Here is a 26252-nt window from a genome sequence, read left to right as displayed (position 1 = left end):
GATAGTCAACCAAATGGTTTACTTTTTAGTCCGTTGGCTTTCGGATCAGTCTTTGGCGGTGCAGGAAACCGGCTTCGCGTCCTCGCCCTTCATCAGGTCGTAGAGGTCGGCAGCATCGCCCTTGGTCCACCAGATATAGGGCCCGCCCGCATATTTCGCGCCGGCAGCGGCCAGCACATTGCTCATCACCACCGGGCTGCCGTCGATCATGACGACCGCAAGCGACGCATCGCCGGCATTGTAATAGGTGGCTTCAATCTCACCGTCCGGGCACGCATAGGTGACCGCGCTGGTGTCCACGCTCTCCACATCGGGCAGCTCGATCTCGACCGTTGCGGCGAAAGCCGGGGACGCGGCCAGGAAAAGGGAGGTGAGCGCAAGAACGGAACGGCGCATGGCGGGACTCCTGAAAACAGTTTCGTACCGAACCAAAAGACCGTGACAGCGTGTCGATTTGAAGACAAGGGAGGCGGTGCAGGAAAAAGAAAGCCCCGGACGCGGGCAGCGACCGGGGCTCATGATTCAGGGTCTGACGATGGTCAGCCGGAGGGCTGCTTGGTCTTGCGCAGATAAGGCAGGATCGTCTCGAACGAACCGAAACGCTTCACCGCATCCTCGTTGGAAACGGCGGGCGTGATGATGACATCCTCACCCTGCTGCCAGTTGGCCGGCGTCGCGACCTGGTGCTTTGCGGTCAACTGGATGGAATCGATCGCGCGCAGGATTTCCGCAAAATTACGGCCCGTGGTCATGGGGTAGGTGAGCACGAGCTTGATCTTCTTGTCGGGCCCGACGACATAGACCGAACGCACGGTGGCGTTGTCGGCGGCGGTGCGGCCATCGGAGCTGTCACCCGCTTCGGCCGGCAGCATGTCGTAGAGCTTTGCGACTTTCAGATCCTTGTCGCCGATCATCGGATAATCGACGGCATGACCCGTGGCCGACTTGATGTCGTCCTTCCAGCGCACATGGTCTTCGACCGGATCGACCGAAATACCGATGATCTTGGTGTTGCGCTTCTTGAACTCGCCCTCAAGCCCCGCCATCGTGCCGAGCTCGGTCGTGCAAACGGGCGTGAAATCCTTGGGATGGCTGAAAAGAACGGCCCAGCCATCGCCGATCCAGTCATGGAAGTTGATCGTTCCGTGGGTCGTCTCGGCGCTGAAATCCGGCGCGGTGTCGTTGATGCGAAGGCTCATCGTTCTCTCCTCCTGGGTGAGATGAAACGCGATTGGTGTTCCTGACGCTGCAGGATAGCAACCCGCACACGCACAGATGAACCTCATCTAGGCGCTATTTGAACCATTCGCTTGGAATTAAATTCCTTAGAATCTACCTATGGAGAAAAATTCATCCCTGCCGGTAAATGATCGGCGAATCCGTTCGCTCAGGCAGCCTTGCGCGTCTGGTAATCCTTCACCGTGGCGAAGCGCACGGCCTTCCAGCGGTCGGCCTCGTAATTCAGGCCGAACTCGTGCGGTGCCAGGAAAACCGGATCATCGTCGAGATCACGTGCGATGTCGCCGCGATGGCTGGCGATGAAGCGGTCCACTTCACCGGGTTCGTCGGACGAAATCCAGCGGCACACACTGAAACGCGCCATCTCGAAATCCACGGGAAGCGAATATTCGATCTTCAGCCGCTCCTTGAGCACATCGAGCTGCAGCGCGCCAACCACACCGACAATGGCGGGTGAGCCATCTTCGGGCGTGAAGAGCTGCACGACCCCCTCTTCGGCCATCTGCTGCAGGGCTTCCTTCAGCTTCTTGGCCTTCATGGCGTCGCCAAGCCGGACACGGCGCAGGATTTCCGGCGCGAAGTTGGGCACGCCCCGAAACAGAAGCTCTTCGCCCTCGGTCAGCGTGTCGCCGATGCGCAGCGTGCCGTGGTTGGGAATGCCCACCACATCGCCGGCAAAGGCCTCGTCGGCGGTAATGCGGCTCTTGGCGAAGAAGAACTGTGGTGCCGACAGGCTGATCGGCTTGCCGGTGCGCACCAGCTTGGCTTTCATGCCACGCTGGAGCTTGCCGGAGCACACACGCACAAAGGCGATGCGATCGCGGTGATTGGGGTCCATATTGGCCTGGATCTTGAAAACGAAGGAGGTCATCTTTTCCTCCGTCGCTTCCACCCTGCGCGAATCCGCATCCTGAGCGCGCGGCGCGGGACCGAAGCTGCCCAGCGCTTCGATCAGGTCGCGCACGCCGAAATTGCGCAGTGCCGAGCCGAAATAGACCGGCGTCAGATGCCCCTCGCGGAAGGCCTGCATGTCGAAGGGACGGCAGGCTTCCTTGCCGAGCAGCATCTCCTCGACCAGCATCTCCCGCTCATGTTCGGGCAGAAGCCCGGCAACGGCATCGGAGTCCGGCCCGTTGACAGCGATGGGTTCCACATCGTCATCCGAGCGGCGCATCGTGTTGTTAGCGAGATTGTAGGTGCCGACAAAGCTCTTGCCCCGGCCGATGGGCCAAGTGACGGGCGCCGTGTCCAGCGCCAGCTTCTGTTCGATCTCGTCGAGAATCTCGAACGGATCGCGGCTTTCCCGGTCCAGCTTGTTGACAAAGGTGACGATCGGGATGTCGCGCATGCGGCATACTTCGAACAGCTTCAGCGTGCGCGGTTCGATGCCCTTGGCCGCGTCAATGACCATGATCGCGCTGTCGACAGCGGTCAGCGTGCGATAGGTGTCGTCGGCGAAGTCCTCGTGGCCCGGCGTGTCGAGCAGGTTGAAGACGTGGTCGCCATATTCGAACGTCATCACCGAGGTGACGACAGAGATGCCGCGCTCGCGCTCGATGTTCATCCAGTCCGAACGGGTCTGGACGCGATTCTTCTTCGCCTTCACTTCGCCGGCAAGCTGGATCGCGCCACCGAAGAGCAGCAGCTTCTCGGTCAGCGTGGTCTTACCGGCGTCCGGGTGCGAAATGATTGCGAAGGTGCGGCGGCGGGCCACCGCATCGGCGATTTTGTCGGTCATCTTGATCTGGTTTTCCTGAAGCCGGGCGCTTGTAACAAGCGGCACGGCGCGTGTCGAACGGAAAGTGCCCCGGCAAAGCCCCACATAGCGGTGAAGATATGTATTCGCGGGCCATGCGGCGGTTGAAATCGCCGGCAAAACGGGCCAGACGGAAGGGGTGGTGATCGTCGCCCCGGATTGCAGCGCACAGGATCAGAGATCATGTCCAACACCGTTTCTTCCATGCCCGTCATCGGTCCCACCGTCGGCATTGTCCGCCTGCCCCATGGCGCGGGCCTGCCGCTGCCGGCTTATGAAACGGCCGCCGCCGCCGGCATGGACCTGCGCGCCGCCGTGCCGGAAGACCGCCGCATCGTGCTTCTGCCGGGCAAGCGAGTGGTGGTTCCGACCGGCTTCATCCTCGAACTGCCCGAAGGGTTTGAAGGGCAGGTGCGGCCGCGCTCCGGCCTTGCGCTCAAACATGGCATCACCTGCCTCAACGCACCCGGCACCATCGACGCGGACTATCGTGGCGAGGTTCAGGTTCTGCTTATCAACCATGGTGAAGACGACTTCGCCATCACGCGTGGCCTCAGGATAGCCCAGCTTGTGATTGCCCCGGTGGTGCAGGTCCGGCTGGAAGAGCGCAGCCATGCCAGCGACACGGCACGCGGCGGCGGCGGGTTCGGCTCGACCGGGATCGCCTGACGCCCGGCTCCTCTCCGCTTGCCCCCTATACTTTGGTATAAGACGCGCAGGCTCTTTGCGAAGCCGAAGGGGGTTGCGCGCGGTTTTTTGTCCGATTATCGGCTTTCACAGGCCGTTCGCCCCCTTGCCAGTCGCTTTCCTGTTGGCAAGCGCGCGCGGTTGTCTACAGTCATGGGCAGCGCAGGCGGTGATGCCTGCGGAGCAGCTACATTGCGGAGGAGACATGATGTTACATGCAAGCAGGAAGTATCTCGCAGCCGGTGCTGTGGCGTTGTCGCTGGGCCTTGCACCCGCCGGCGCCGTGGCGCAGGACTTCATCAACGTGCTGACCGGCGGCACTTCGGGCGTCTACTATCCGCTCGGCTCGCAGCTTTCCAAGATCTATGGCGAGAACATCGAAGGCGTGCGCACCCAGGTGCAGTCGACCAAGGCATCGGTCGAGAACCTCAACCTGCTTCAGCAGGGCCGTGGCGAAATCGCGTTTGCACTTGGTGATTCCGTCAAGTCGGCCTGGGAAGGCGATGCCGAAGCCGGCTTCGACCAGAAGCTCGACAAGTTGCGCGCCATCGCCGCGATCTATCCCAACTACATCCAGATCGTCGCTTCGCAGGAATCCGGCATCAAGGAATTCGGCGACCTGAAGGGCAAGGGCCTTTCCGTCGGCGCGCCGAAATCCGGCACCGAGCTCAACGCCCAGCGCATCTTCGGCGCCATGGACATGAGCTATGACGATCTCGGCAAGACCGAGTACCTTCCGTTCGGCGAATCCGTCGAGCTGATCAAGAACCGCCAGCTTGATGCGACCCTCCAGTCGGCCGGCCTTGGCGTTGCTTCGATCAAGGACCTCGCGCTTTCGCTTCCGGTGACCATCGTGTCGGTGCCCAACAGCGTGGCCGGGACGCTCGGTGCGCCGTTCATCGCCGCCACCATCCCCGCCGGCACCTATGAGGGCCAGAGCGAGGACGTGCCGACGCTGGCCATCACCAACATTCTCGTCACCCATTCGGATGTCTCCGACGAGGTTGCCTACGAGATGACCAAGCAGCTCTTCGAGAATCTCGACGACATGGTGGCCGCACACGCCGCTGCCAAGGCGATCTCTGCCGAGAATGGCCCCAAGGGCCTGCCGCTGCCGCTGCACCCCGGCGCAGAGCGCTATTACAAGGAAAAGGGCCTGCTCTAGGCCAGTCCTGCGAGGCCCCGTCCATCGGACGGGGCCTTCCTGTCACATCCCGGGGCGGGGCGTGACAGGAAGGCCCGAAATGCCGAGCCCTCGCGCGTGCCATGCACCCGAGCGGACAATCGGCAAGGCCCTGACGCGTAGCATGGGAAGCGGAGCGCCCGATGACCAACACCGAAACTGGCCAGGCCGCGAGCCCGGCCGAGGCTGAATTGCATGACCATTCGCATGGTGAGTTCGGGACCGATCGCATCGGCCGGCTGCTCTTCTGGATCGCGGTGGTGTTCTCGCTGTACCAGATTGCCACCGCCGCGCATGTGATCAGCCTGCCAAGCCAGGTCGTCCGCGCCTTCCACGTCGGTTTCCTGACGCTGCTGGTTTTCCCGCTGGTGGCGCAGGCGCGTGACAGCGCTCCCATGATCAAGGCGCTTGCCTGGACACTGGCGCTCGCCGGCGTTGCCGTCGCGCTCTATCAATACATCGAGTACAAGCCGTTGCTCCTGCGCGCAGGCGATCCCTTACCGCTCGACATCGTGTTCGGCGTGATCGCGCTCGTCACCGTCTTTGCCGCCGCCTATGTGCTGATGGGGCCGGCCCTGCCGATCATCTCCGGCGCGTTTCTCGCCTACTGCCTGTTCGGCCAATATCTGCCATCGCCGCTGAACCATCGCGGCTATGATTTCAGCCAGGTCATCGACCACATGGCCTATGGCACTGAAGGCATCTACGGCATTCCGATCTACGTTTCGGCCACCTACATCTTCCTGTTCATCCTGTTCGGCTCGTTCCTCGAACGCGCCGGCATGATCAAGCTCTTCACCGACGTGTCGCTCGGCCTTGTCGGCCATGCGCGCGGCGGTGCGGCCAAGGTGTCGGTCATCTCCTCCGGCCTGATGGGTACGATCTCCGGTTCGGGCGTCGCCAATGTGGTGACCACCGGACAGTTCACCATCCCGCTAATGAAGCGCTTCGGCTATCGCGCAGCCTTTGCAGGCGGTGTGGAATCGACTGCTTCCATGGGCGGGCAGATCATGCCGCCCGTGATGGGCGCGGTGGCCTTCATCATGGCCGAGACGCTGGGCATCGAATATTACGAGGTGGTCAAGGCGGCGATCATTCCCGCCGTGCTCTACTTCGCCTCCGCCTTCTGGATGGTGCATCTGGAAGCCGGCAAATACGGTCTGCACGGCCTGCCGCGCTCCGAGCTCCCTTCCGCACGCAATGCGCTGCGCAAGGGCTGGTATCTCATCCTGCCGCTGGCCGTGCTGGTCTACCTTCTCTTCTCCGGCTACACGCCGCTCTTTGCCGGCACGATCGGCCTGTCGCTGACAGTACTGCTGATCCTTGGCGGCTCGGTCGCGCTCGGCCTTCCCGGGCAGGTGCTGAGGGTGATCTTCTGGGTCGGCCTCGGCCTCGTTGCGGCAAGCTTCTTCAGCTACGGCATCACGGCAATCCTGATCGCCGCGCTGGTGCTGATCGTCGCCAACCTCTTCGTCGATGGCGGCCGCAGGACGCTGGTGGTCTGCAGGGATTCGCTCGCCGAGGGAGCCAAGACCGCGCTTCCCGTGGGCGTGGCCTGCGCCGTGGTCGGCATCATTATCGGAACCATGACCCTGACCGGCGTTGCCAACACGTTTGGTCAGTTTATCGTGTCGGTCGGCGAGACGAGCCTGTTCCTTTCGCTCGTGCTGACCATGATCACCTGCATCGTGCTGGGCATGGGCATTCCGACCATTCCCAACTACATCATCACATCCTCGATTGCCGGACCGGCACTCCTGGCGCTTGGTGTGCCGCTGATCGTCAGCCACATGTTCGTGTTCTATTTCGGCATTCTGGCGGATCTGACGCCGCCCGTTGCGCTTGCATGCTTCGCAGCCGGTCCCATCGCCAAGGAGAACGGCCTCAAGATCTCCATGGAAGCGATCAAGGTGGCTGCCGCCGGCTTCGTGATCCCCTTCATGGCGGTCTACACGCCGGCGCTGATGCTGCAGGATGGCGGGCCGCTGGCGGAGGCCTGGGGCTATTATCCGGCGGTCGTCTATATCGTATTCAAGGCGCTACTCGCCATTGCGCTCTGGGGCGCGGCGGTGATCGGCTTCCTGCGCTCGAAGCTTGCCGTCTGGGAGCGCATTCTTGCAGCCGCAGCGGCCTTTACGCTGATTGCCGCGCTTCCCATTACCGATGAACTCGGCTTCGCGCTTGCCGCCCTCTTCCTCGGCCAACACTGGTATCGCACACGCACGGCGCACGCCTCGGAAGAAACGAAGGCCGACGCATGAGCATATGCGTTCTGGCGGGCGGAAAAGCGCTGACCCTAGGGGCAGCGCTCTTCACCCTGTCATGGACGCATTCGGTCGAGAAAATCCGCTGGGAGGAAGACTGGCGGGCAACACCTGCCGGGCTGGAGATCGTCGAGGCGCGCGTTCAGGGGTCAGGAGCGGGCATGGAGCCGCCGCCTGACGCGCACTTTGAAGATGGCTGGTGGCGCTATCGCCCTTCCCTGCCAGCGCAGAGCGAACTTGCCCTTGCGGCTTCGGGCGCAACAGACTCCGGCTGGAAATTGTGCGCATCAGAAAAATGCCACGAGCTGGGCGCGTCAGCCGGAAAGCCGGTGATCGTCAGATATTGTGAGTGAGCGTTGCCGTCAGGCAGCCGTGGGAGTGCCGCCACCACGCTTCTGGCAGGCAGGGCCGGGGCCACGCATGTAATGACGCTCGGGGTGATAGCGCGGGGCGAAGAAATCGCGAAGAACGGCAACGAGGCGAATGATAAGAGCCATGGGTCATGTCCAACCGGTGGCGGCTCCTCCAAAACCGCCTGTGTGAAGTATCGGGCCAAAAGTACACACACGAAGTGAACGCTCCGTGAATGCCGGTCGGATTTCGCCGGAATTTGCGCCGCTTTGATGGCGCAAATCGGGTCTTGTTGCGGAAGAGCGCGCAGTGTGGCCGCCGCGCCACAGTTTTATGCAGCGCGGCGGTGCTTCAGCTTTAGTTTTCGCCGAGATAGGCGACGATGATGTCGAGCGCGGCCTGAAGGTCGTTGCGGTCGATCATTTCGGTCACGGTGTGGATGTAGCGGGTGCCCACCACGATGCCCACGGCGCGCGCGCCGGCGGCCGCCTGCTGGGCTGCCGCGCCATCCTGCCCGCCACGGGCCAGAATAGTGCGCTGGTAGGGGATCGCCTTCTTTTTGGCGAGCTGCTCGACCTCGCGCACCAGCGCCTGATCAGCGATGAAGGAAGAGTCCTTCACATGAAGACCGAAGCCTTCTCCCTGCTTCGTCACCGCCTCGTGCTCGCCGATGCCCGGCGTGTCGCAGGCAAGCGTCGTGTCGATGCCGAGGCCGATATCGGGCTTCACCGCATAGGCGGCCGTGCGCGCACCGCGCAGCCCCACCTCTTCCTGAGCGGTGAACGCAACATGGATCTCGCAATCATGCTTCGTGCCGGCTTCCTCCAGCGCACGGATCGCCTCAATACCGAGCCAGCAGGCGACGCGATTGTCGAGCGCCTTGGAGACCAATTTTTCTCCCATTTCCAGGAACGGCTCGTCCATGACCACGAAGTCGCCAACCTGCACCAGATCGCGCGCTTTCTCTCCAAGCCCCATATCGACGATGAACTCGCCGGGTTCGGGCACTTTCTTGCGCTCTTCCGCACTCTGAATGTGAATGGGCTTGCCGGCGGGGTTCATCACGCCCTTGTAATCGCCGCTCTCGGTGCAGACGAGCACGCGGCGGGAGAACAGGTTGCGCGGGTCGAAGCCGCCCACCGGGTCGAGATGGAGGAAACCCTTCTCCGTCACATGGGTGACGAGAAAGGCAATCTCGTCCATGTGGCACAGAAGCATGATTTTGAGCGGGTCGCCCTTGACCTTCCTCCGCGGCTTGCGCACGCACAGGAGCGACCCCATCGGGTCGGTCCGCACTTCGTCGAACAGTCCATCGATCTCTTTTTCGATCAGGGCGCGGACGCGCGTTTCGTGGCCCGGCGCACCCGGCGTTTCGCAGAGCCTGCGCAGCAGTTCGGTGTTCATCATTGTCCCCGGCAGAGCTTTGTTGGAATCATCGGTGAAGCGCGACCATGGCGCAAAGCAGCGCGGAAAGAAATGGCCACGCCCCCGCTTCAGACTGGCTCACGCGCCGGTCCGGCCTTCGTCTGCCCGCAGCATCTTCTCGAACGCGGCGCGCCCGGGCGGCGTAAAGCGGATGACACGACTGTTCTTTTCCCGCCGTGCCCATTTCAGCGCAATGAACCGGTCGAGCATGCCAGCGCCCAGGCTGCCCGCCAGATGCGAGCGCCGCACGCTCCAGTCAAGGCAGGAGCGGCATACCGGGCGGCGCTTCCCGCGCATCGCCTCAATGTCGAGACCGAAATCGCTGAAGAATCCGGCCCCTTTGTCCGTGAGGTTCACGTCGTCTCCATCGATGGCGATCAACCCGCGCCCGGCAAAGGCGTCGAACATGGCGACACCTGCCTCGCCCGCCAGATGGTCGTAGCAGATTCTGGCTTCGCGCATGGCCGTATCGCGCGGGCCGGGCAACACCTTTCGCGGCCCCAGCGCCGCCGCCACGCCCATGATGGATTCAAGCATGGCGGCCACCTGATGATCCGCCAGTGCGTAGTAGCGGTGGCGGCCCTGCCGCGTCATGCGCAGCAACCCGCCATCTGACAGCCTGGCGAGATGCGCACTCGCCGTCGGCAAAGTGACACCGGCCTCCATCGCCAGCTCACTGGCCGTGAGGGCCGTGCCTCCCATCAACGCCGCCAGCATATTGGCGCGCGCCGGGTCACCGACGAGGCTTGCGATCTGGGCGAGGTCCGTTCCTGCTTTCATAGTTCGATGCTAACCAAAGTATGAATGTTCGACAAGCGCTATTCTCGGACCATCGAACAGGGAGAGAAGCGATGCGGGCATATGAGAGATCGATCATCCCCCCCGTGGAACAGGCCAAAAACCGCCGAACGTGGATCCTGTCGTGGTTCTACCGGCTCGCGCTTGCTTCGGAGCGATACCGCCAGCGGCGAGACCTCGCCGATCTCACGGACGAGCAACTCCGCGATGTCGGCCTCACCCGCCGTGACGTGGAACGCGAATGCGCAAAGCCCTTCTGGGACGTCTGACACAGAAAACAGGAAAACGCTTCCATGCTCATCGAAGCATGCCAGCAGAAAGGGATCATACCCGTGACCATCACATGCTTCATCCGTTACGAGATCGACCCGTTCAAACGGGATGCCTTTGAGGAGTATTCCCGCAACTGGGGGCAGGCGATCCCACGCGCCGGTGTCGACCTCATCGGCTATTTCGCGCCATATGAGGGGTCGGCGACGACCGCCTATGGCGTCTATGATGTCGACAGTCTCGCTGCCTATGAGGCTTATCGGACACGGCTTGCGGCGAGCCCCGAAGGTCGCGCGAATTACGAGTTCGCAAAACGCGAGCGCTTTATTCTCAAGGAGGATCGCATGTTCCTGAAACGCGCTTCCACGCCCCATGCCGAATGGGTGCGGCCATGATCGCAGTCATCTTCGAAGTTCAACCTGCAGAGGGCAGGCGCGATGCCTATCTTGGCATCGCCGCCGACCTGCGCCCGCTGCTCGACGGGGTCGACGGCTTCATTTCCATCGAACGCTTCCAGAGCCTCAACGACGAAAGCCGGATTCTCTCACTGTCGTTCTGGCGCGACGAGGAAGCGGTCAGGGCCTGGCGCAACACGGAGGAACACAGGCAGGCCCAGCGCGCGGGTCGCGGCGGAATATTTGCCGGCTATCGTCTGCGCATCGCCCATGTCCTGCGCGATTATGGCATGACCGAGCGCGCGGAAGCCCCGGAAGACAGCCGCGCGCTGCACGACGCATGAGCGGCGTCAGGCATTGCCGATGAGCATGCCCGTGGCAAACACAAGAGCACCGCCAAGCACCACCTGGAAGGTGGCGCGGCTCCACGGGGTCTCCATGTAGCGGTTCTGGATCCAGGCGATCGCCCACAGCTCGATGAAAACGATGATGAAAGCGATGATGGTCGCCGTCCAGAAATGTGGGATCAGATAGGGGAGCGCGTGGCCAAGGCCGCCCACGGTCGTCATGATGCCCGTGGCAAGGCCGCGCTTGATCGGCGAGCCGCGCCCCGAGATCACACCATCATCGGAGGCCACTTCCGTGAAACCCATGGAGATGCCGGCACCGATGGACGCGGCAAGACCGACGAGGAAGGTCTGCCATGTGTCGCCCGTGGCAAATGCGGCAGCGAAGATGGGCGCAAGCGTCGAGACCGAGCCGTCCATCAGGCCGGCAAGGCCAGGCTGCACATAGGTGAGTATGAACTGCTTGCGCTCGGTCTGCTCTTCCTCGGCGCGTTCGTCTTCGCCCAAATGCTTCTCGGAAAGCCGGTGCGCCAGAGATTCATGTGTCTTTTCGGCGATGGCCAGATCGCCAAGAAGTTTGCGAATGCCGGCGTCCCCGGTTCGTTTGGCCGCTTCCACGTAGAAGCGATGCGCCTGCTCTTCCATCTGCTCGGCCTGCGCACGCACATTGTCCAGCCCAAGCGGGCGCACCAGCCAGTCGGGCTTGCGGTCGTAATAGCCGCGCACATGCTCGCGGCGGATCAGGGGAATGCGCTCGCCGAAGCGCTCCCTGTGCGCCTCGATCAGCGCCGCACGGTGTCCGTCCTCTTCCTCTGCCATTTCATCGAACACGGCCGCCGAATGCGGGTATTCGTCGCGCAGCCCTTCCGCATAGGCGCGATAGATGCGGGCGTCGTCCTCTTCCGAAGAGATGGCAAGAGCGAGAATCTCCTGTTCATCGAGTGAGGAGAAAGGGCGGCGGTGGGAGCCGAAGAAGCGTGAAAACATGACAGAGGCAATCCATTGTTTAGAATAATTCTAAGATAGAGATCAGCTCCATCGTCGTCAATATATTAGAATGGTTCTAAAATATGAATTCCGCCGGCGCTCTCAATCCAGCGTCCGGCGGAACCGCATCAGCGCGAACCCGGCATAGACGATGATGAACAGGACGAGGATTCCCGTCTCGAAGGCGACTGTCGGCAGGTCCGCCCCCTTCAACATGACGGCGCGGATGACGCGCAGGAAATGGGTGAGCGGAAAGATCTCTCCCAGCCATTGCGCCCAGTTGGGCATGCCGCGAAACGGAAACATGAAGCCGGAGAGCAGGATCGACGGCAGGAAGAAGAAGAAGGTGAGCTGCAGGGCCTGCATCTGCGTGCGGGCGACGGTTGAGATCGTGTAACCGAGCAGAACGAGTGCCAGAACGAAGATCAACACCGCCGTCAGAAGCAGCCACAGGCTGCCGATGAAGGGAACGCCGAACAGCAGTTTCGCCGCGCCGAGAATGACCGCCACCTGCACCGCACCGACCACCAGATAGGGCAGCACTTTTCCGAGCATGATCTCAAGCGGGCTCGCCGGCATGGCGAGCAGGTTTTCCATCGTGCCGCGTTCGCGTTCGCGGGTGAGCGCGATGGATGTCATCATCACCATGGTCATCTGCAGGATGACGCCAAGCAGCCCCGGCACGATGTTGTATTGCGAGATGCCCTCGGGATTGTAGCGGCGGTGGACGATCACTTCGAGCCGGTCAGCCGGTTTTGCCTCCGAAGCCGGCACGCCGCGCTCGCGCAAGAGCGCCTCCGAAGCAACCGTTCCGAGCGTGGAGATCGCTCCTGATGCGACCGACGGGTCGGTCGCATCCGCCTCGATCAGGATCTGCGGCCGCTGCCCCCGGTCGACACGGCGGGCGAAATCCGACGGGATGGTGACCACAAAGACCACCTTGCCACTCGCCATAAGCTTCTCGGCCTCCGCCGCGCTCTCCACCACGTGATCGAAACGGTAATAGTCCGTGTTCTCCAGCGCCGAGACCATCGCCCGGCTGTAGTGGTCCTGGCTGAGCGAGACGAGTGCCGCCGGCAGAGCCTTCGGGTCGGAGTTGATCGCATAGCCGAACAGGACGAGCTGCATCAGCGGCACGCCCAGCATCATGCCGAAGGTGATGCGGTCGCGCCGCATCTGGATGAACTCCTTGATCAGCAGGGCAATGAGCCGACTAAATGAAAAGAAGCCGTTCATTGCATGTTGTCCGTGGAATTGGCCATGAACTGGATGAAGACATCCTCAAGGCTCGTTTCGCCGCGTGATACGCGCACACCCTCGCGCCCGTCGAGATCCTGCAGCGCCGCCTTGAGCGCTTCTTCGTCCGATCCCACCACATGAAGGCTTGCGCCGAAGGGTGCCACCTGCTCCACGCCAGGCCGCTCCCGCAACTCGGCGGCCAGCTTCTCCAGCTTCGGCCCGTCAACGAGATAGGTGACAAGCCCGGCGTCGCGCACCACATCGGCCACGGACCCCGTGGCCAGCATGGTGCCGTAGGAGATGTAGGAGATGCGGTGGCAGCGCTCGGCTTCATCCATGTAGTGGGTGGAGACGAGAACCGTCAGCCCGTCGGCGGCAAGGCGGTGAATCTCGTCCCAGAAATCGCGCCGCGCCTTGGGATCGACACCCGCCGTCGGCTCATCGAGCAGGAGAAGTTTCGGCTGATGCATGATGCAGGCCGCCAGCGCCAGCCGCTGCTTCCAGCCGCCCGAAAGCGTGCCGGCGAGCTGGTTGCGGCGCGAGGCAAGGCCGAGATCCTCAAGTGTGCGGTCCACATGCGCACCCACCGGCTTCAGATCGTAGAGCCGGGCGACGAAGGCGAGGTTCTCCGCGATGGTCAGGTCTTCATAGAAGGAGAAACGCTGGGTCATGTAGCCGACTTCGCGCTTGATCTTCAGCCCCTCGGTTCGCAGGTTGAAGCCCAGAACCGTGCCATCGCCCTCATCCGGCGTCAAAAGCCCGCACATGATGCGGATCGTCGTCGTCTTGCCAGACCCGTTCGGGCCGAGAAAGCCGACAATCTCCCCCCTGGCCACCTGCATCGTCACATCGTTGACGACCGTCTTGTCGCCGAAACGCTTTACCAGACCGTGGACGTCAATCGCGTTCATGGCGCGTCGGCTTTCAGGCGCACATCCACGATCTGCCCCGGCTGCAGTCTGCGCGCGTCACCCTCCGGCCGCGCCTCGACCAGATAGACAAGCTTCTGGCGCGTCTCGAGCGAATAAATCACCGGCGGGGTGAATTCCGGATCCGGCGAAATGTAGGAGATGCGTGCCGTCAGCCCCGGCGCACAACCGTCGCAGTTCACGGCCAGAAGCGCATCGGGTTCAAGGCCGGAGAATGCTGCTTCCGGCACATAGACCTTGAGCTTCACCCCGCCGTCGGGCAGCAGCGAGACGACCGGAGCCGAAGGCCCGGCCACATCGCCCGCATTGCGGATCACATCGTCGATGCGACCGGCGGAGGGCGCGGTGATGGCACGTTCGGAAAGGCGCCAGCGCGCCTGTTCCAGCGCGGCTTCCATCTGGTCGCGGCGCCTGGCGGCAGCCCTGATTGCTTCGGCGCGGGCTGGCAATCGTGCAACAGCCAGATTGGCCTCGGCCTGGCCGACCCGCGTGTCCGCCAGCTCCTTTGCAGTGCGCGCCTTGTCGAGCTCGGCCTGCGTGGCGATGCCCCGGCGAGAGAGGCCTTCCGTCCGCGCGAGCACGCGGCCGGCTTCCGCCGCCTCGGCCTTTGCCGATGCAAGGGCAGCCTCCAGAACGGCGATTTCTTCGGGTCGCTTCGGCTCCTTTAGATCGGCAAGCTGCGCTTCCGCTTCCGCCAGCCCCGCCTCGGCCTGCCGCACGGCAATGCGCGCATCCGTATCATCCATCACGGCAACCGTGGCGCCCTTCTCCACAAAGGCACCGCGTCGCACCGGAACGACGCTCAACTGCCCCACTTCCGTGGGTGCAAGCAGCACATAATCGCCTTCCACATAGCCCACGGCCAGCGGCTCGGCTGAACCGCAACCGGAAATCAGCCCGGCGAGAACCGGTATGGCGCAGAGCATGCTCATGATGTTTCCTTTCCACGCGTCCGCGCGGCGAGTATGGCGTCGAGATTGCCACCGGCTATGGCCGTGATGGCTGCTGCTTCGCGTGCGCCGATTTCACTCCATCCCATGCGCCGCTGCACCGCTTCGCTGGCGATGCGGAAATAGACGAGCTGGCCGATCAGCGTGAACACAGTCAGCCGTGTCTCGTCGCTCTCCGCCGGTTCCCCGGTCGCTGCCTCCCAGACCGCGCAGAGGCGCTTGTGAACCGGGGCGAATATGCCTTCATAAATGCGGTCGAGTGCGACCGTGGGGTGGGAGAGTTCCCGCAGCACGAATTTGACGATGAGCCCGGCTTCGGGCCGCGCGGCGATGAAGCCGGTCATCGTGTCGAGAACCTGCATCAAGACGGCGCGGGCCTCGGAAGGCGTCAGAGTTGCGCCGTGATCCGGCTTGAGGTCGAGGGCACTGCCGGCAATCCTGCCGATCAGTTCGACGATGTAATCGGCACAAGCCGCGCGCAGGCCTTCCTTGCCGCCGAAATGATAGGAGATCGACCCAATGTTCGCACCAGCCGCGCGCGCGATCTCGCGCGTTGTCGTGCCATCGAATCCTTTTTCGCCGAAAAGCTTCAGCCCCGCCCGGATGAGCGAAAGCCGCGTGTGATCCGCCGATGAAAGCCGCGTTTCGGCATTCTGCGTATTGCCATTGTCATGCATCATATCTCTGATTTAATCAAACGTTTGAATTAAGTCAAGCCGATCTCTGTTTGCCTCTAGCCGCATCAGGCCGTTTGCCCGACGCGATAAAACCTCTAAGTTCCACCTGCCATTGATCGAAGAATCGCGGACGGGAGCGAATGAGCGAACAACCCAGCACCCTGCTCGACCGGTTCGGCCGCTTTCTGGCGCGGCGGCTGCAAAGCGAATCCTCAGGGTATCAACCCTACACGCCGTCCGACCCCGAAACGCTGCATCGCACCCTGCAGCCCGGCGATATTCTGCTGATTGAAGGCAATCAGCGCATTTCGGCAGCGATCAAATATCTGACCCAGTCCACCTGGAGCCATGCCGCGCTCTATGTGGGCGATGCGCTGCCGGAGCCCGAAGACGGCTCCGAACGCCCCCGTCTCGTCGAGGTCATCCTGGGCGATGGCTGCATTGCCGTGCCGCTTTCCAAGTACAAGACCTACAACACGCGCATCTGCCGGGCGAACGGCCTTACACCGGACGATCGGAACCTGATCGTCGGCTTCATGATCGAAAAACTCGGCCTGCGCTATGACATGCGCAACATCTTCGACCTGCTGCGCTATTTCCTGCCGACACCGCCCGTTCCCGTACGCTGGCGCCGGCGCATGATCGCCATCGGCTCGGGCGATCCGACGCGCGCCATCTGCTCCTCGCTCATCGCCCAGGCGTTTCAGAAAGTCGGCTACCCGATCCTGCCCGAAATCACCAAGGCCAAGGGGCACGCCTCGGCCGAATCCACCTATTCGCGGCAGGAAATCCTCCACATCCGCCACCACAGCCTTTTCACCCCGCGCGATTTCGATCTCTCGCCCTATTTCGCCATCGTCAAGCCAACCCTCACCTTCGGCTTTGACTACAAGACGCTGAACTGGGGCAAACCGAAAAGCGGCGATGCGGCTGTGGAAGACAGGGGATCACGCTGATGGACGTTCACGTGGCGCTGGTCCTTCTTTTCATTGCTTTCACCGCCTACTCACTGGTCTCTCGAAAGCTTGAAGCCTCGGTTCTCTCCGGCCCCATGCTCTTCACCGCGCTGGGCTATGGGTTTCATCTCACGGATGCAACGCTGACCTCACCGCTCGACAATTCGGTCGTCGAGTTCCTCGCAACGGCGACGCTGGCGATCATCCTCTACCGCGACGCTGCCAACATCCGAGTTTCAAGCGTGATGGCCAAGCGCGCGACCGCCCTCCTCTCCGCACGGCTCCTCTTCATCGGCATTCCGCTCACCATCCTTGCCGGCACTGCCGCGGGGATGTTTCTCTTTCCCACGCTTGGCCTCTTCGGCGCGCTTGTGCTCGCCATCGTCCTGACCCCGACCGACGCGGCACTGGCGCAGCCGGTTTTCGGCAATGACGGGCTGCCCGAAGTCGAGCGCGAGGCCCTGGACGTGGAAAGCGGGCTCAATGACGGGCTGTGCCTGCCCCTGCTCCTCATTGCACTGGCACTCGCCGCCGACACCGGTGGCGGTGAAGGCATGGCCGGGCACGCGGCCTTCTTTCTGAAACAGGTGGTTTTCGGACCGCTCGCCGGGCTCGCCGCTGGCTATCTCGGCGCCGTCGCCGCAGACTTTGCTTTTACACGCGCCTTTTCCAACCCAGCCGGGCGCACGCCCATCATGGTCGGGCTTGCCGGGCTCGCCTATCTCGGCGCAGAACTGGCGGGCGGCAACGGATTTCTTGCCGCCTTTGCAGCGGGGCTGGCCTTTGGCTGGCGGCTGCCTGCCGAAACGGTGGAGAACGCGAGCAATTTTGCCATGACCGAGGGATCGATCCTCACCAATCTCACCTTTCTCCTGTTCGGCGCGGCCATGCTGCCGCAGGCGCTGGAAGCGCCCGCCCTGTCGGCGCTTTTCTATGCAGTGCTCAGCCTCACCGTCATTCGCATCGTTCCCGTTTTCATCGCCATGCTGGGAACCGGAACAGGCACACGGGCACGGCTTTTTGTCGGCTGGTTCGGCCCGCGCGGCCTTGCCTCCGTGCTCTACCTCATTCTCGTGGTCGACCAGTCCGGTTTCGACGTGGCGGAGGCAATCACCAACATCGCCGTCTTCACGATCCTTCTGTCCGTCATCCTGCACGGCGCCACCGCACCGTTCGCCAAACGGGCATTCTTCCCCGCGCAATCCTGACGCCGCTCACCACCTGCTCCAGAAGATGTGACCGACGCCTGTCTCGCCGCGATGCCGCTCAGGCCCTATACTCCGGGCTTGGTTTGCCGTCGGGGTGCGGTCTGCGTCCTGGCATATCCGGGAGGTCTGAAATGGCGGATTTTCATGTCATGGCCGGAACCGACAAGACCCTGTCCTTGCCGGCTGTTCGCAAGATCAGCACGTCGGATGTCATCGATGCGCTGGGGCGCGGGCTCGATGATTTCTGGCAGAAACCTTCGCACTACGCGTTCCTGTGCCTCATCTACCCGCTTGTCGGGGTGGTGTTGATCTACTGGGCTTCGGATGCAAACGCGCTTCCGCTGCTCTTCCCCCTGGCCTCCGGCTTTGCGCTGCTCGGGCCATTTGCAGCCATCGGCCTTTACGAAATCAGTCGAAGACGCGAAGCCGGGCTCGATACCAGCTGGCGGCACGCGCTGGCAGTGCTCAAGTCACCCGCGATACCATCCATTATCGCCGTTGGGGCAATGCTGTTCGCCATCTTCGTGACGTGGCTGCTGGTTGCTCAGGGGCTTTATGTGCGCCTGCTCGGTCCAGAACCGCCGGCATCGATCTCGCTGTTCCTTGAGAGCCTGTTCACCACCGACGCCGGCTTCATGCTGCTCGCGCTCGGCAATGCGATTGGCTTCATTTTTGCCCTCGTGGTGCTGATTACCACGGCCATCGCCTTCCCCATGCTGCTTGACCGCGACTGCGGCGCCGTTGCCGCAATTGTCACGTCGGTGCGCGCCGCCAGCATCAATCCGCTACCCATCGCGCTCTGGGGCGTGCTGGTAGCCGGTGCGCTCCTCATCGGGTCACTGCCGCTCTTTGCCGGTCTTGCTGTGGTCATGCCAATTCTCGGCCACGCCACATGGCACCTCTACCGCAAGCTGGTCGCCGATTGAAACCCGCCAAGACAGGGCGTAGTCACGCCCTGTCTGCGGCTTCAGGTCCATAGAGATTCTGCGCCATCTTGCCCAACGCCCCGAAAAGAACCCGGCGCTCATCGTCAGCCAGGCCAGAAAGCGCCTCTTCATAGACGGAAGCGCTGATTTCCTGGATGCCGCCACAGGCGTCTCTTGCTTTTCTGGTCGCATAGATCATGCGCACGCGCCGATCCGTTCTGGCAAGGCGGCGTTCGACCCAGCCATTCTCGGCCAGCCGGTCGACCATCCGTGAAACGCTGATCGGTTCCACTTCCAGAAGCTCGGCCAGCCGCACCTGCGGAACGCCATCTTCCTTCAATAGCCGGAAAAGCAGCCGCCACTGGGCAGATGAAAGTCCGAATTCATTGTCCTGTTCCAGGAAGCGCTTGCGCATGAGGCGCGCAACGTCATGGATCAGGAAACCCAGCTTGTTTTGGTCAGGATCGCACATGTGCGGGATATATGGTCGGCCGATCGCATCCGCAATGTTGCTGTTTTTTCCTCCTGACACGGCGCGCAGCTCCTTCCCTGCAGCAATCTGCTTGTCGAAGAACGGGCCGCCTGCTAAGGCCAGCGGCATGACGAACACGCCACTTTCCCATATTCGCAACTTTTCCATCGTCGCGCATATCGACCATGGCAAGTCGACGCTCGCCGACCGGCTGATCCAGATGACCGGCTCGCTGGAAGACCGCGAGATGAAGGATCAGATCCTCGACTCGATGGACATCGAGCGCGAGCGCGGCATCACCATCAAGGCGCAGACCGTGCGGCTGGAGTACGACGCGCGCAACGGCGAGCACTATGTGCTGAACCTGATCGACACGCCCGGCCACGTAGACTTTGCCTATGAGGTTTCTCGCTCGCTCTCGGCCTGCGAGGGCTCGCTTCTGGTGGTCGATGCCAGTCAGGGTGTAGAAGCCCAGACGCTCGCCAATGTCTACCAGGCAATCGACAACGATCATGAAATCGTGACCGTCTTGAACAAGGTGGACCTGCCGGCTGCCGACACAGACCGCGTCAAGGAGCAGATCGAGGAGGTGATCGGCCTCGACGCTTCCGATGCAATCCCGATATCGGCCAAGACCGGCGTGGGCATCGACGAGGTGCTCGAAGCCATCGTCACACGCCTGCCGGCGCCAAAGGACGGCGACCGGGAAGCGCCGCTCAAGGCACTCCTCGTCGACAGCTGGTACGATGCCTATCTGGGCGTGATCGTGCTGGTCCGCATCATCGACGGCAAGCTCAGGAAGGGTCAGACCATCCGCATGATGGGCACGGACGCCAAGTACCCGGTTGACCGGGTCGGCGTCATGACCCCGAAGATGGTCATGGTTGAAGAGCTCGGTCCCGGTGAGATCGGCTTCATTACCGCCTCCATCAAGGAAGTGGCCGACACCCGCGTCGGCGACACAATCACCGAAGACAAGCGCCAGACGGCCAAGCCCCTGCCGGGCTTCAAGCCGGCGCAGCCGGTCGTCTTCTGCGGCCTCTTCCCGGTCGATGCAGCGGACTTTGAGGATCTGCGCGCCGCGATGGGCAAATTGCGTCTCAACGATGCCTCGTTTTCATTCGAGATGGAGACCTCGGCGGCCCTCGGCTTCGGCTTCCGCTGCGGCTTCCTCGGCCTTCTGCATCTGGAGATCATCCAGGAGCGGCTGGAGCGCGAGTTCAATCTCGACCTCATCGCCACCGCGCCCTCGGTGGTCTACCGCATGAACCTGACCTCGGGCGATCAGGTCGAGCTGCACAATCCGGCCGACATGCCGGACGTGGTGAAGATCGCCTCCATCGAGGAGCCTTGGATCAAGGCCACGATCCTCACGCCCGACGATTATCTCGGCCCGATCCTCAAGCTCTGTCAGGAGCGACGCGGCATCCAGACGGATCTTTCCTATGTCGGCAAACGCGCCATGGTCACCTATGAGCTGCCGCTCAACGAGGTGGTGTTCGATTTCTACGACCGGCTGAAGTCCATCACCAAGGGCTATGCCAGCTTCGACTATCAGCTCACCGGCTACCGCGAAGGCGATCTCGTCAAGATGTCGATCCTCGTCAATGAGGAGCCGGTGGATGCGCTCTCCATGCTGGTGCACCGGCAGGCCGCTGAGAAGCGCGGGCGCGTCATGTGCGAGAAGCTTAAGGAGCTGATCCCCCGCCACATGTTCAAGATCCCGATCCAGGCGGCCATAGGCGGCAAGGTGATTGCCCGCGAAACCATTTCGGCCATGCGCAAGGATGTGACGGCGAAGTGTTACGGCGGCGACGTGACCCGCAAGCGCAAGCTGCTCGAGAAGCAGAAAGAGGGCAAGAAGCGCATGCGCCAGTTCGGCAAGGTCGAAATTCCGCAGGAAGCCTTCATCCAGGCCCTGAAGATGAGCGACTGACACGCATGGAATGCGAATCGGGTGAGCTTGCTGCCACGGCAGACAAACCCACCCTCGATGCCGCTGATACGGGCTGCCCCGCCACCCGGGCCCGGCGACATCGTCTCTTGTCCAGCTCAGCGGTAGTGCTGACTCTGGCTACTGGTGCAGCGCGTGCGCTCTGGCGGGTGTTGGTCAAGGATCGGCGGTTCAGCGCGCTTTCAGCTTGAAACCGCCGCCACTACATTCGACGATCTGTTTGCCGGCCATCTGATAGGCTGAGTCCCATGAGACCTTCACCGACTTCGGACAGCTGCGATACGTCTTGTTGACGAGGTTCACGCTTCCCTGCGGCGTGTTGGCGGTGATCTTCACCAGCTTCAGACCCTTCGTGCTGCTGATGGTGCAGACCACATGGTTGGGCACCGAGCAGTTCATCGAGGGGCCCGCCATCTGCGGGGCGAGCGCGAACTGGCCGGCCACGCCGGCGGTCGGTATGGCCGTCGCCGAAAGCATCACGAGCGAGGCTGCGGCCATGGCGATCCGGTTTGTCTTGAAAAAGTAGGGCATTGTCATCTCCAGTACGGGTTTCAGGATGGGGCAATCGCGCCCCGGCATCCGTCAGTCGCCGCGGTCTGGAGAAAGGTTCATAAAAAAAATCAGGTCGACGCTGGGCTCTCAATCTGGATTGAGATGATAACCCGGACCGATGGTGAGCGGTTTGTCCGGCACCACCCGGTCGCTGATCTGGCTCGTGAAATCCATCTCGGTCTGCCAGAGCAGGGAAGTCTTCTGCCGGTCGTAGACGCGGATTGAGACATGATAGGGCTTCCTGGCCTCGACCCCGCGAACGGGTGGCGTGCGCAGCGCGTAGCGTTCGGTCATCGTGCTCACCCGCTCCGATACCACGAGCGGCGCGCCGCCGGACGGATCGTCGAATGTCGCTTCGATGATCGAGCCGCTGGCCAGCGGCCGCACCACCTGGGCGGTAAAACCGTAGAAGACCTCCGCCTCGCGATAGTTGAACATGAAGCCACCACCGAGGATCTTGATATAAGGCTCCTGCGAGGGGTCGTTGCGGGTGAACCAGCCGATGGTGAAAAGCACGGCGCAGAGCGCCAGCGCGGCAAGGATTATGCTTCGCAAAGAGAGGGATTTCACGCCCGTTTCTCCCTTATACGGGCAGCATGCCGGCGCGCTTTTGCCGTGCCGCCACAATGATCCATGCTGCACCAGCGGCGCGATGCATTCTTTGTTTCGTCAAAGAAGAGCCACCCGCAGCCGTCCGGTCCCGGACATGCCTTCAACCGCCCAAGATCGTCGCCGGTGAGCATCGCTTCGGCACAAAGCGCGACGGCATGGAGCGGCGCATCGAGGTCGAGGCGGCTCTCGTCCCAGTTCCAGACAAAGCCGGCCGGTTCCCGTGCAAGACGCTGTTGCTGCCGGGCCTTGCCTGAAAGCCGGCTCAGCTCTGCCAGCCCGCCCTCCGGCGGATCGCAGCCCTCGATCACGCTCCGGAAAAGAGCGAAGAGCGTTTCACGGAACCGGATCGCCCTGACATGGGCTGCCTCTGCCCCGCGCCCGTCCGCCTCCGCCAGCGTACGCAGACGCTCGAGCGACGGCGCATCAAAGAGGTCTACCTGCACGGACCAGCCCAGCAGAGCAGCATAATCGGACAGGTAATCCTTCGTTACCGGCCGCGAGCGGCTGTTGACCGTGTTGACGAAGTCCAGGCAGGCCCGACCACCGAAGAAGAACGGAACCGGCCATGCGACAGTTCGGGCATCATGCATCGCACGCTCCTTCAATCTAACCAGCTAAAATAGTTTTGCCGGTTGGTCAATAAAGGCGCAACGACGGGAAAGCCGGCGCACCCGGGTGTCGCCGGTTCCGCAACCCCTTGGGTGTGCCCCTTCGCTCAGACCAGCGTCCGGCGCCGTTCGATTTCGGCATCTGATGGGGGTTTTACCGCGAAGGTTCCGGTCTTCACCTCGCCCGCGCGGGTGTATCGGTTGACCAGCGTGCCGGCCTCGGTGGTTCTGGAGCCCGTTAGCCGAAACGTGCCTGGAGCCACTTCTGTGCCGGTCCTGAACAGCCGCTTTCCCTTGCCCAGCACCACCGGAAATGTGGTGATGCTCATCTCGTCGACCAGGTCGTGCGCAAACAGGGTCTGCAGGAAATCCGTGGACCCCTGTGTGAGCAAAACCGGACCATCCTCGCTCTTGAGCGCCTTTACCGCAGCCACCGCATCCGCGCCGAGACTCCGGCTGTTCTGCCAGTCGAGCCTCAGGTCGGGATTGCGGGTGGCGACATATTTTGTGACGCGGTCGAAAATACTCCCGATCGGGTCGCCTTCGTCCTGATAGGGCCAGTAGGCGGCAAAAATGTCGTAGGTCTTGCGCCCGAGCAGCAGGTCGAAGGGCTGCGAGAACATCTCGCCGATGGCCTCACCCAGCCCTTCGTCGGCGAGCGGTTCGACCCACCCTCCAAAAGGGAAGCCGCCCGTCGGATCTTCCTCGGGTCCGCCCGGCGCCTGCATGACACCATCGAGACTGACCATCGCACTCACGATGACTTTTCGCATGTCTTCTCTCCCGTTCCGGGCCGGACAATTCCGGCTTCACCTCAAGGACGCGGATCGGGCATGCAACCCGACAAGGCATTGGAATTCCCCTGCCGGAAACGAAAGACGGCGCCGGTTTCCCGGCGCCGCTCGATAATTTTCTCTATGGAAAACAGTCAGATGTCGAGGTTTGCCACCGACAGCGCATTGTCCTGAATGAATTCGCGGCGTGGCTCCACCTCGTCGCCCATAAGGCGTGAGAAGAGCGAATCCGCATCCGTCGCGTCCGTCACTTTCACCTGAAGCAGCGAGCGCGCATCGGGATCGAGCGTCGTCTCCCAGAGCTGTTCGGCATTCATCTCGCCAAGGCCTTTGTAGCGCTGCATGGTAAGGCCCTTGCGGCCGGTCGCGAAGACCTGGTCGAGCAGCGCCATCGGCCCGGAAATGACTTCGGACTTGTCCTTGCGGCGCAGTACGGGCGATTTGGTGTAAATCTCCTGAAGGCGGGCGGTGTAGCGGTCGATCGCGCGGGCATCGGCAGAAGCGACCAGTGCCGAGTCGAGCACCACCACCTCGCGCACGCCGCGCACCGTGCGTTCAAAAAGATAGCCGCCCGCGCCCTCGTTCGAGGGGTTCACGCGCCCTTCCCAGCCACGCTCCGTATCCTCGGCGATCATGTCGAGCCGCTCCGCCACGTGCTTCACAGCTTCGGCCGCCCGGCCCGGATCAGCCAGCACCGCCGCGTTGAGCGCGCCGGCAACCGCCGCCTGCTCCACCACCGAACGGTCGTAGCGGGTGTGCAGGCCGTTGATCAGCGAACGCACGCCGCGCGCATCGTCGATTACCTGTTTCAGGTCCTGTCCGCCGCGAACTTCGCCGTTGGAAAGTTCCAGCGTTGCTTCTTCAAGGCCGGAATCGATCAGAAATTCCTCGAACGCCGCCTCATCCTTGATGTACTGGACCGACTTGCCGCGCGTCACCTTGTAGAGCGGCGGCTGGGCGATATAGAGATGCCCGCGTTCGATCAGTTCCGGCATCTGCCGGAAGAAGAAGGTGAGAAGCAGCGTGCGAATGTGGGCGCCGTCGACGTCGGCGTCCGTCATGATGATGATCTTGTGGTAGCGCAGCTTCTCGGCGTTGAATTCGTCCTTGCCGATGCCCGTACCGAGTGCCGTGATCAGGGTGCCGATCATGTCGGAGGACAACATGCGGTCGAAGCGCGCACGCTCCACGTTCAGGATCTTGCCGCGCAGCGGCAGGATCGCCTGGTTCTTGCGCGAACGGCCGGATTTGGCCGAGCCGCCAGCGGAGTCACCCTCGACGATGAAGATTTCGGATTTCGCCGGATCACGCTCCTGACAGTCGGCCAGCTTGCCCGGCAGCGAGGTAATATCCAGCACGCCCTTGCGGCGTGTCAGTTCGCGTGCCTTGCGGGCAGCCTCGCGTGCGGCGGCGGCTTCCACCACCTTGCCGATCAGCGTCTTGGCTTCCGTCGGATGTTCCTCGAACCAGGTGCCGAGCGCCTCGTTGACGAGGCTTTCCACCACCGGGCGCACCTCAGAGGAGACCAGCTTGTCCTTGGTCTGGGAGGAGAATTTCGGGTCCGGCACCTTCACCGAGAGAACCGCTGTCAGGCCCTCGCGGCAATCGTCACCGGTGAGCGAAACCTTTTCCTTTTTGGTCAGGCCTGACTTTTCTGCATAACCCGTAACCTGCCGCGTCAGCGCACCGCGGAAACCGGCCATATGCGTACCGCCGTCGCGCTGTGGGATGTTGTTTGTGAAGGCCAGCACATTCTCGTGGTAGGAATCGTTCCACCACATGGCCACTTCCACCGTGATGCCATCCTTTTCGCCGCCAATGGAAATTGGCGCGTCGATCAGCGGTTTCTTGGCGCGATCCAGATATTTCACGAACTCGACAATGCCGCCATCGAACAGGAATTCCTGCTTTCTCTCGTCGGCATGGCGTTTGTCGGTCAGAAGAATGCGCACGCCCGAATTCAGGAAAGCGAGCTCACGCAGGCGGTGCTCCAGAGTGCCGTAGTCGAAATCCGTCATGGTGAAGGTGTCGGGTGAAGGCAGGAAGCTCACTTCCGTTCCCGTCTCGTCACCGGCCTCGCCCGTCACGGCAAGGGGCTCATCCGCCACACCATGGGTAAAGCTCATCTCATGGATCTTGCCCTTGCGGCGGATCTTGAGTTTGAGCCAGATCGACAGCGCGTTCACCACCGACACACCAACGCCATGCAGGCCGCCGGAAACCTTGTAGGAGTTCTGGTCGAACTTACCGCCGGCATGAAGCTGCGTCATAATGACCTCGGCCGCAGACACGCCCTCTTCGGCGTGCATGTCGGTCGGGATGCCGCGGCCATTGTCGGTCACGGTGCAGGAGCCATCGGGGTTGAGCGTCACCGTCACAAGCGTCGCGTGGCCGGCCAGCGCCTCATCGATCGCGTTGTCGACCACCTCGTAGACCATGTGATGCAGGCCGGACCCGTCATCCGTATCGCCGATATACATGCCGGGGCGCTTGCGGACAGCGTCCAATCCCTTCAAAACCTTGATGGATTCTGCGCCGTATTCAGCCGGTTCGCCTGGGAGAGTTTCGGGCGTGTCGCTCATCAAATTCTTTCACTCAGGAGCCCTGGGGGAACCCCCTTTAGGGCATGGGAAATCCACGCCGCGAATCATCCGGCGCCTATCCCCCAAGATA

At 62.3% G+C, this 26252-nt stretch carries 28 protein-coding genes; 11 read left to right on the top strand and 17 right to left on the bottom strand.

What is annotated here, in order from left to right:
• Positions 1-45 precede the first annotated feature (45 nt).
• The 3 genes from BLW55_RS12375 to BLW55_RS12365 all read right to left on the bottom strand — a co-directional run bounded on the left by BLW55_RS12375 (position 46) and on the right by BLW55_RS12365 (position 2977).
• Complete coding sequence (locus tag BLW55_RS12375) at positions 46-396, bottom strand: MliC family protein (RefSeq protein ID WP_090329007.1); 351 nt, start codon at positions 394-396, stop codon at positions 46-48.
• Between the two features lie 143 nt (positions 397-539).
• Positions 540-1199: a peroxiredoxin gene (locus BLW55_RS12370; RefSeq protein ID WP_007007973.1), complete on the bottom strand. Its 660-nt coding sequence runs from the start codon at positions 1197-1199 to the stop codon at positions 540-542.
• A gap of 188 nt (positions 1200-1387) precedes the next feature.
• The gene (locus BLW55_RS12365; RefSeq protein ID WP_090329985.1) at positions 1388-2977 is read right to left on the bottom strand and encodes a peptide chain release factor 3; all 1590 of its coding nucleotides are present in this window, start codon (positions 2975-2977) and stop codon (positions 1388-1390) included.
• Positions 2978-3178: 201 nt separating this feature from the next.
• On the opposite strand from BLW55_RS12365, the gene dut reads away from it, so the two are divergent.
• From dut to BLW55_RS12345, 4 genes are all read left to right on the top strand, one after another.
• Positions 3179-3664, top strand: coding sequence for a dUTP diphosphatase (dut, locus tag BLW55_RS12360; RefSeq protein WP_090329006.1), 486 nt, complete (start codon positions 3179-3181; stop codon positions 3662-3664).
• A gap of 226 nt (positions 3665-3890) precedes the next feature.
• Positions 3891-4847, top strand: coding sequence for a TAXI family TRAP transporter solute-binding subunit (locus BLW55_RS12355; RefSeq protein ID WP_090329984.1), 957 nt, complete (start codon positions 3891-3893; stop codon positions 4845-4847).
• Between the two features lie 161 nt (positions 4848-5008).
• Complete coding sequence (locus tag BLW55_RS12350) at positions 5009-7126, top strand: TRAP transporter permease (RefSeq protein WP_007007977.1); 2118 nt, start codon at positions 5009-5011, stop codon at positions 7124-7126.
• Positions 7123-7482: a DUF1850 domain-containing protein gene (locus tag BLW55_RS12345; RefSeq protein ID WP_090329005.1), complete on the top strand. Its 360-nt coding sequence runs from the start codon at positions 7123-7125 to the stop codon at positions 7480-7482. The genes BLW55_RS12350 and BLW55_RS12345 overlap by 4 nt, the downstream gene beginning before the upstream one ends.
• 9 nt (positions 7483-7491) lie before the next feature.
• Here BLW55_RS12345 and BLW55_RS21040 read toward each other — a convergent pair whose 3' ends face one another.
• The 3 genes from BLW55_RS21040 to BLW55_RS12335 form a co-directional block, all read right to left on the bottom strand.
• Positions 7492-7626, bottom strand: coding sequence for a hypothetical protein (locus tag BLW55_RS21040; protein WP_280109689.1), 135 nt, complete (start codon positions 7624-7626; stop codon positions 7492-7494).
• A gap of 211 nt (positions 7627-7837) precedes the next feature.
• Positions 7838-8884 carry a M42 family metallopeptidase gene (locus BLW55_RS12340; protein WP_090329004.1) on the bottom strand — a complete coding sequence of 349 codons (1047 nt, stop codon included), beginning with the start codon at positions 8882-8884 and terminating at the stop codon, positions 7838-7840.
• 99 nt (positions 8885-8983) lie between these two features.
• On the bottom strand, positions 8984-9685 hold the full coding sequence (locus tag BLW55_RS12335; protein ID WP_090329003.1) for an ArsR/SmtB family transcription factor: 702 nt from the start codon (positions 9683-9685) through the stop codon (positions 8984-8986).
• 71 nt (positions 9686-9756) lie between these two features.
• Here BLW55_RS12335 and BLW55_RS12330 point away from each other — a divergent pair, with 71 nt between their 5' ends.
• The 3 genes from BLW55_RS12330 to BLW55_RS12320 are packed head-to-tail and all read left to right on the top strand — an operon-like array spanning position 9757 to position 10712.
• Positions 9757-9972 (top strand): DUF1127 domain-containing protein, encoded by a 216-nt coding sequence (locus BLW55_RS12330; RefSeq protein WP_090329002.1) that lies wholly within the window; start codon positions 9757-9759, stop codon positions 9970-9972.
• A 24-nt stretch (positions 9973-9996) separates the two neighbouring features.
• Entirely contained in the window at positions 9997-10368 is a 372-nt protein-coding gene (locus BLW55_RS12325) for an NIPSNAP family protein (protein ID WP_177175071.1), read from the top strand.
• On the top strand, positions 10365-10712 hold the full coding sequence (locus BLW55_RS12320; protein ID WP_090329982.1) for an antibiotic biosynthesis monooxygenase family protein: 348 nt from the start codon (positions 10365-10367) through the stop codon (positions 10710-10712). Before BLW55_RS12325 ends, BLW55_RS12320 begins: the two co-directional genes overlap by 4 nt.
• 6 nt (positions 10713-10718) lie before the next feature.
• On the opposite strand, the gene mbfA is transcribed toward BLW55_RS12320, so the two are convergent.
• From mbfA to BLW55_RS12295, 5 genes are all read right to left on the bottom strand, one after another.
• Entirely contained in the window at positions 10719-11702 is a 984-nt protein-coding gene (gene mbfA, locus BLW55_RS12315; protein ID WP_007007984.1) for an iron exporter MbfA, read from the bottom strand.
• Positions 11703-11804: 102 nt separating this feature from the next.
• Complete coding sequence (locus tag BLW55_RS12310) at positions 11805-12938, bottom strand: ABC transporter permease (protein WP_090329001.1); 1134 nt, start codon at positions 12936-12938, stop codon at positions 11805-11807.
• On the bottom strand, positions 12935-13852 hold the full coding sequence (locus BLW55_RS12305; protein WP_090329000.1) for an ABC transporter ATP-binding protein: 918 nt from the start codon (positions 13850-13852) through the stop codon (positions 12935-12937). Before BLW55_RS12305 ends, BLW55_RS12310 begins: the two co-directional genes overlap by 4 nt.
• Positions 13849-14802: an HlyD family secretion protein gene (locus BLW55_RS12300; protein ID WP_090328999.1), complete on the bottom strand. Its 954-nt coding sequence runs from the start codon at positions 14800-14802 to the stop codon at positions 13849-13851. The genes BLW55_RS12305 and BLW55_RS12300 overlap by 4 nt, the downstream gene beginning before the upstream one ends.
• Positions 14799-15500 (bottom strand): CerR family C-terminal domain-containing protein, encoded by a 702-nt coding sequence (locus BLW55_RS12295; RefSeq protein WP_090328998.1) that lies wholly within the window; start codon positions 15498-15500, stop codon positions 14799-14801. The genes BLW55_RS12300 and BLW55_RS12295 overlap by 4 nt, the downstream gene beginning before the upstream one ends.
• A 137-nt stretch (positions 15501-15637) precedes the next feature.
• Between BLW55_RS12295 and BLW55_RS12290 the strand changes: the two genes are divergently transcribed.
• The 3 genes from BLW55_RS12290 (at position 15638) to BLW55_RS12280 (ending at position 18587) form a co-directional block, all read left to right on the top strand.
• Positions 15638-16453: a YiiX/YebB-like N1pC/P60 family cysteine hydrolase gene (locus tag BLW55_RS12290; RefSeq protein WP_025031256.1), complete on the top strand. Its 816-nt coding sequence runs from the start codon at positions 15638-15640 to the stop codon at positions 16451-16453.
• Positions 16453-17661 (top strand): cation:proton antiporter domain-containing protein, encoded by a 1209-nt coding sequence (locus BLW55_RS12285; RefSeq protein WP_090328997.1) that lies wholly within the window; start codon positions 16453-16455, stop codon positions 17659-17661. The genes BLW55_RS12290 and BLW55_RS12285 overlap by 1 nt, the downstream gene beginning before the upstream one ends.
• 131 nt (positions 17662-17792) lie before the next feature.
• Entirely contained in the window at positions 17793-18587 is a 795-nt protein-coding gene (locus tag BLW55_RS12280) for a DUF2189 domain-containing protein (RefSeq protein ID WP_007007990.1), read from the top strand.
• Positions 18588-18609: 22 nt separating this feature from the next.
• Here the strand turns inward: BLW55_RS12280 and BLW55_RS12275 are convergent, their stop codons facing one another.
• Entirely contained in the window at positions 18610-19188 is a 579-nt protein-coding gene (locus BLW55_RS12275; protein WP_333782884.1) for a MarR family winged helix-turn-helix transcriptional regulator, read from the bottom strand.
• Here BLW55_RS12275 and lepA point away from each other — a divergent pair.
• Positions 19187-20995, top strand: coding sequence for a translation elongation factor 4 (gene lepA, locus BLW55_RS12270; protein WP_090328996.1), 1809 nt, complete (start codon positions 19187-19189; stop codon positions 20993-20995). The two genes, BLW55_RS12275 and lepA, sit on opposite strands and share 2 nt — an antisense overlap.
• A gap of 189 nt (positions 20996-21184) precedes the next feature.
• Here the strand turns inward: lepA and BLW55_RS12265 are convergent, their stop codons facing one another.
• The 5 genes from BLW55_RS12265 to gyrB all read right to left on the bottom strand — a co-directional run bounded on the left by BLW55_RS12265 (position 21185) and on the right by gyrB (position 26161).
• On the bottom strand, positions 21185-21544 hold the full coding sequence (locus BLW55_RS12265) for a hypothetical protein (protein WP_090329981.1): 360 nt from the start codon (positions 21542-21544) through the stop codon (positions 21185-21187).
• Positions 21545-21652: 108 nt separating this feature from the next.
• Entirely contained in the window at positions 21653-22135 is a 483-nt protein-coding gene (locus BLW55_RS12260) for a hypothetical protein (protein WP_090328995.1), read from the bottom strand.
• Positions 22132-22767 carry a CGNR zinc finger domain-containing protein gene (locus BLW55_RS12255; RefSeq protein ID WP_090328994.1) on the bottom strand — a complete coding sequence of 212 codons (636 nt, stop codon included), beginning with the start codon at positions 22765-22767 and terminating at the stop codon, positions 22132-22134. Before BLW55_RS12255 ends, BLW55_RS12260 begins: the two co-directional genes overlap by 4 nt.
• 125 nt (positions 22768-22892) lie before the next feature.
• Positions 22893-23558, bottom strand: coding sequence for a dihydrofolate reductase family protein (locus BLW55_RS12250; protein WP_090328993.1), 666 nt, complete (start codon positions 23556-23558; stop codon positions 22893-22895).
• A 155-nt stretch (positions 23559-23713) separates the two neighbouring features.
• Positions 23714-26161: a DNA topoisomerase (ATP-hydrolyzing) subunit B gene (gene gyrB, locus BLW55_RS12245; protein WP_090328992.1), complete on the bottom strand. Its 2448-nt coding sequence runs from the start codon at positions 26159-26161 to the stop codon at positions 23714-23716.
• Positions 26162-26252: the final 91 nt, after the last annotated feature.

The sequence above is a fragment of the Nitratireductor aquibiodomus genome (assembly GCF_900105565.1).
Taxonomy (GTDB): Bacteria; Pseudomonadota; Alphaproteobacteria; order Rhizobiales; family Rhizobiaceae; genus Nitratireductor; species Nitratireductor aquibiodomus.
The sequence above is the reverse complement of the archived record's forward strand: the minus strand, read 5'-3'. Positions and strand labels throughout refer to the sequence as shown.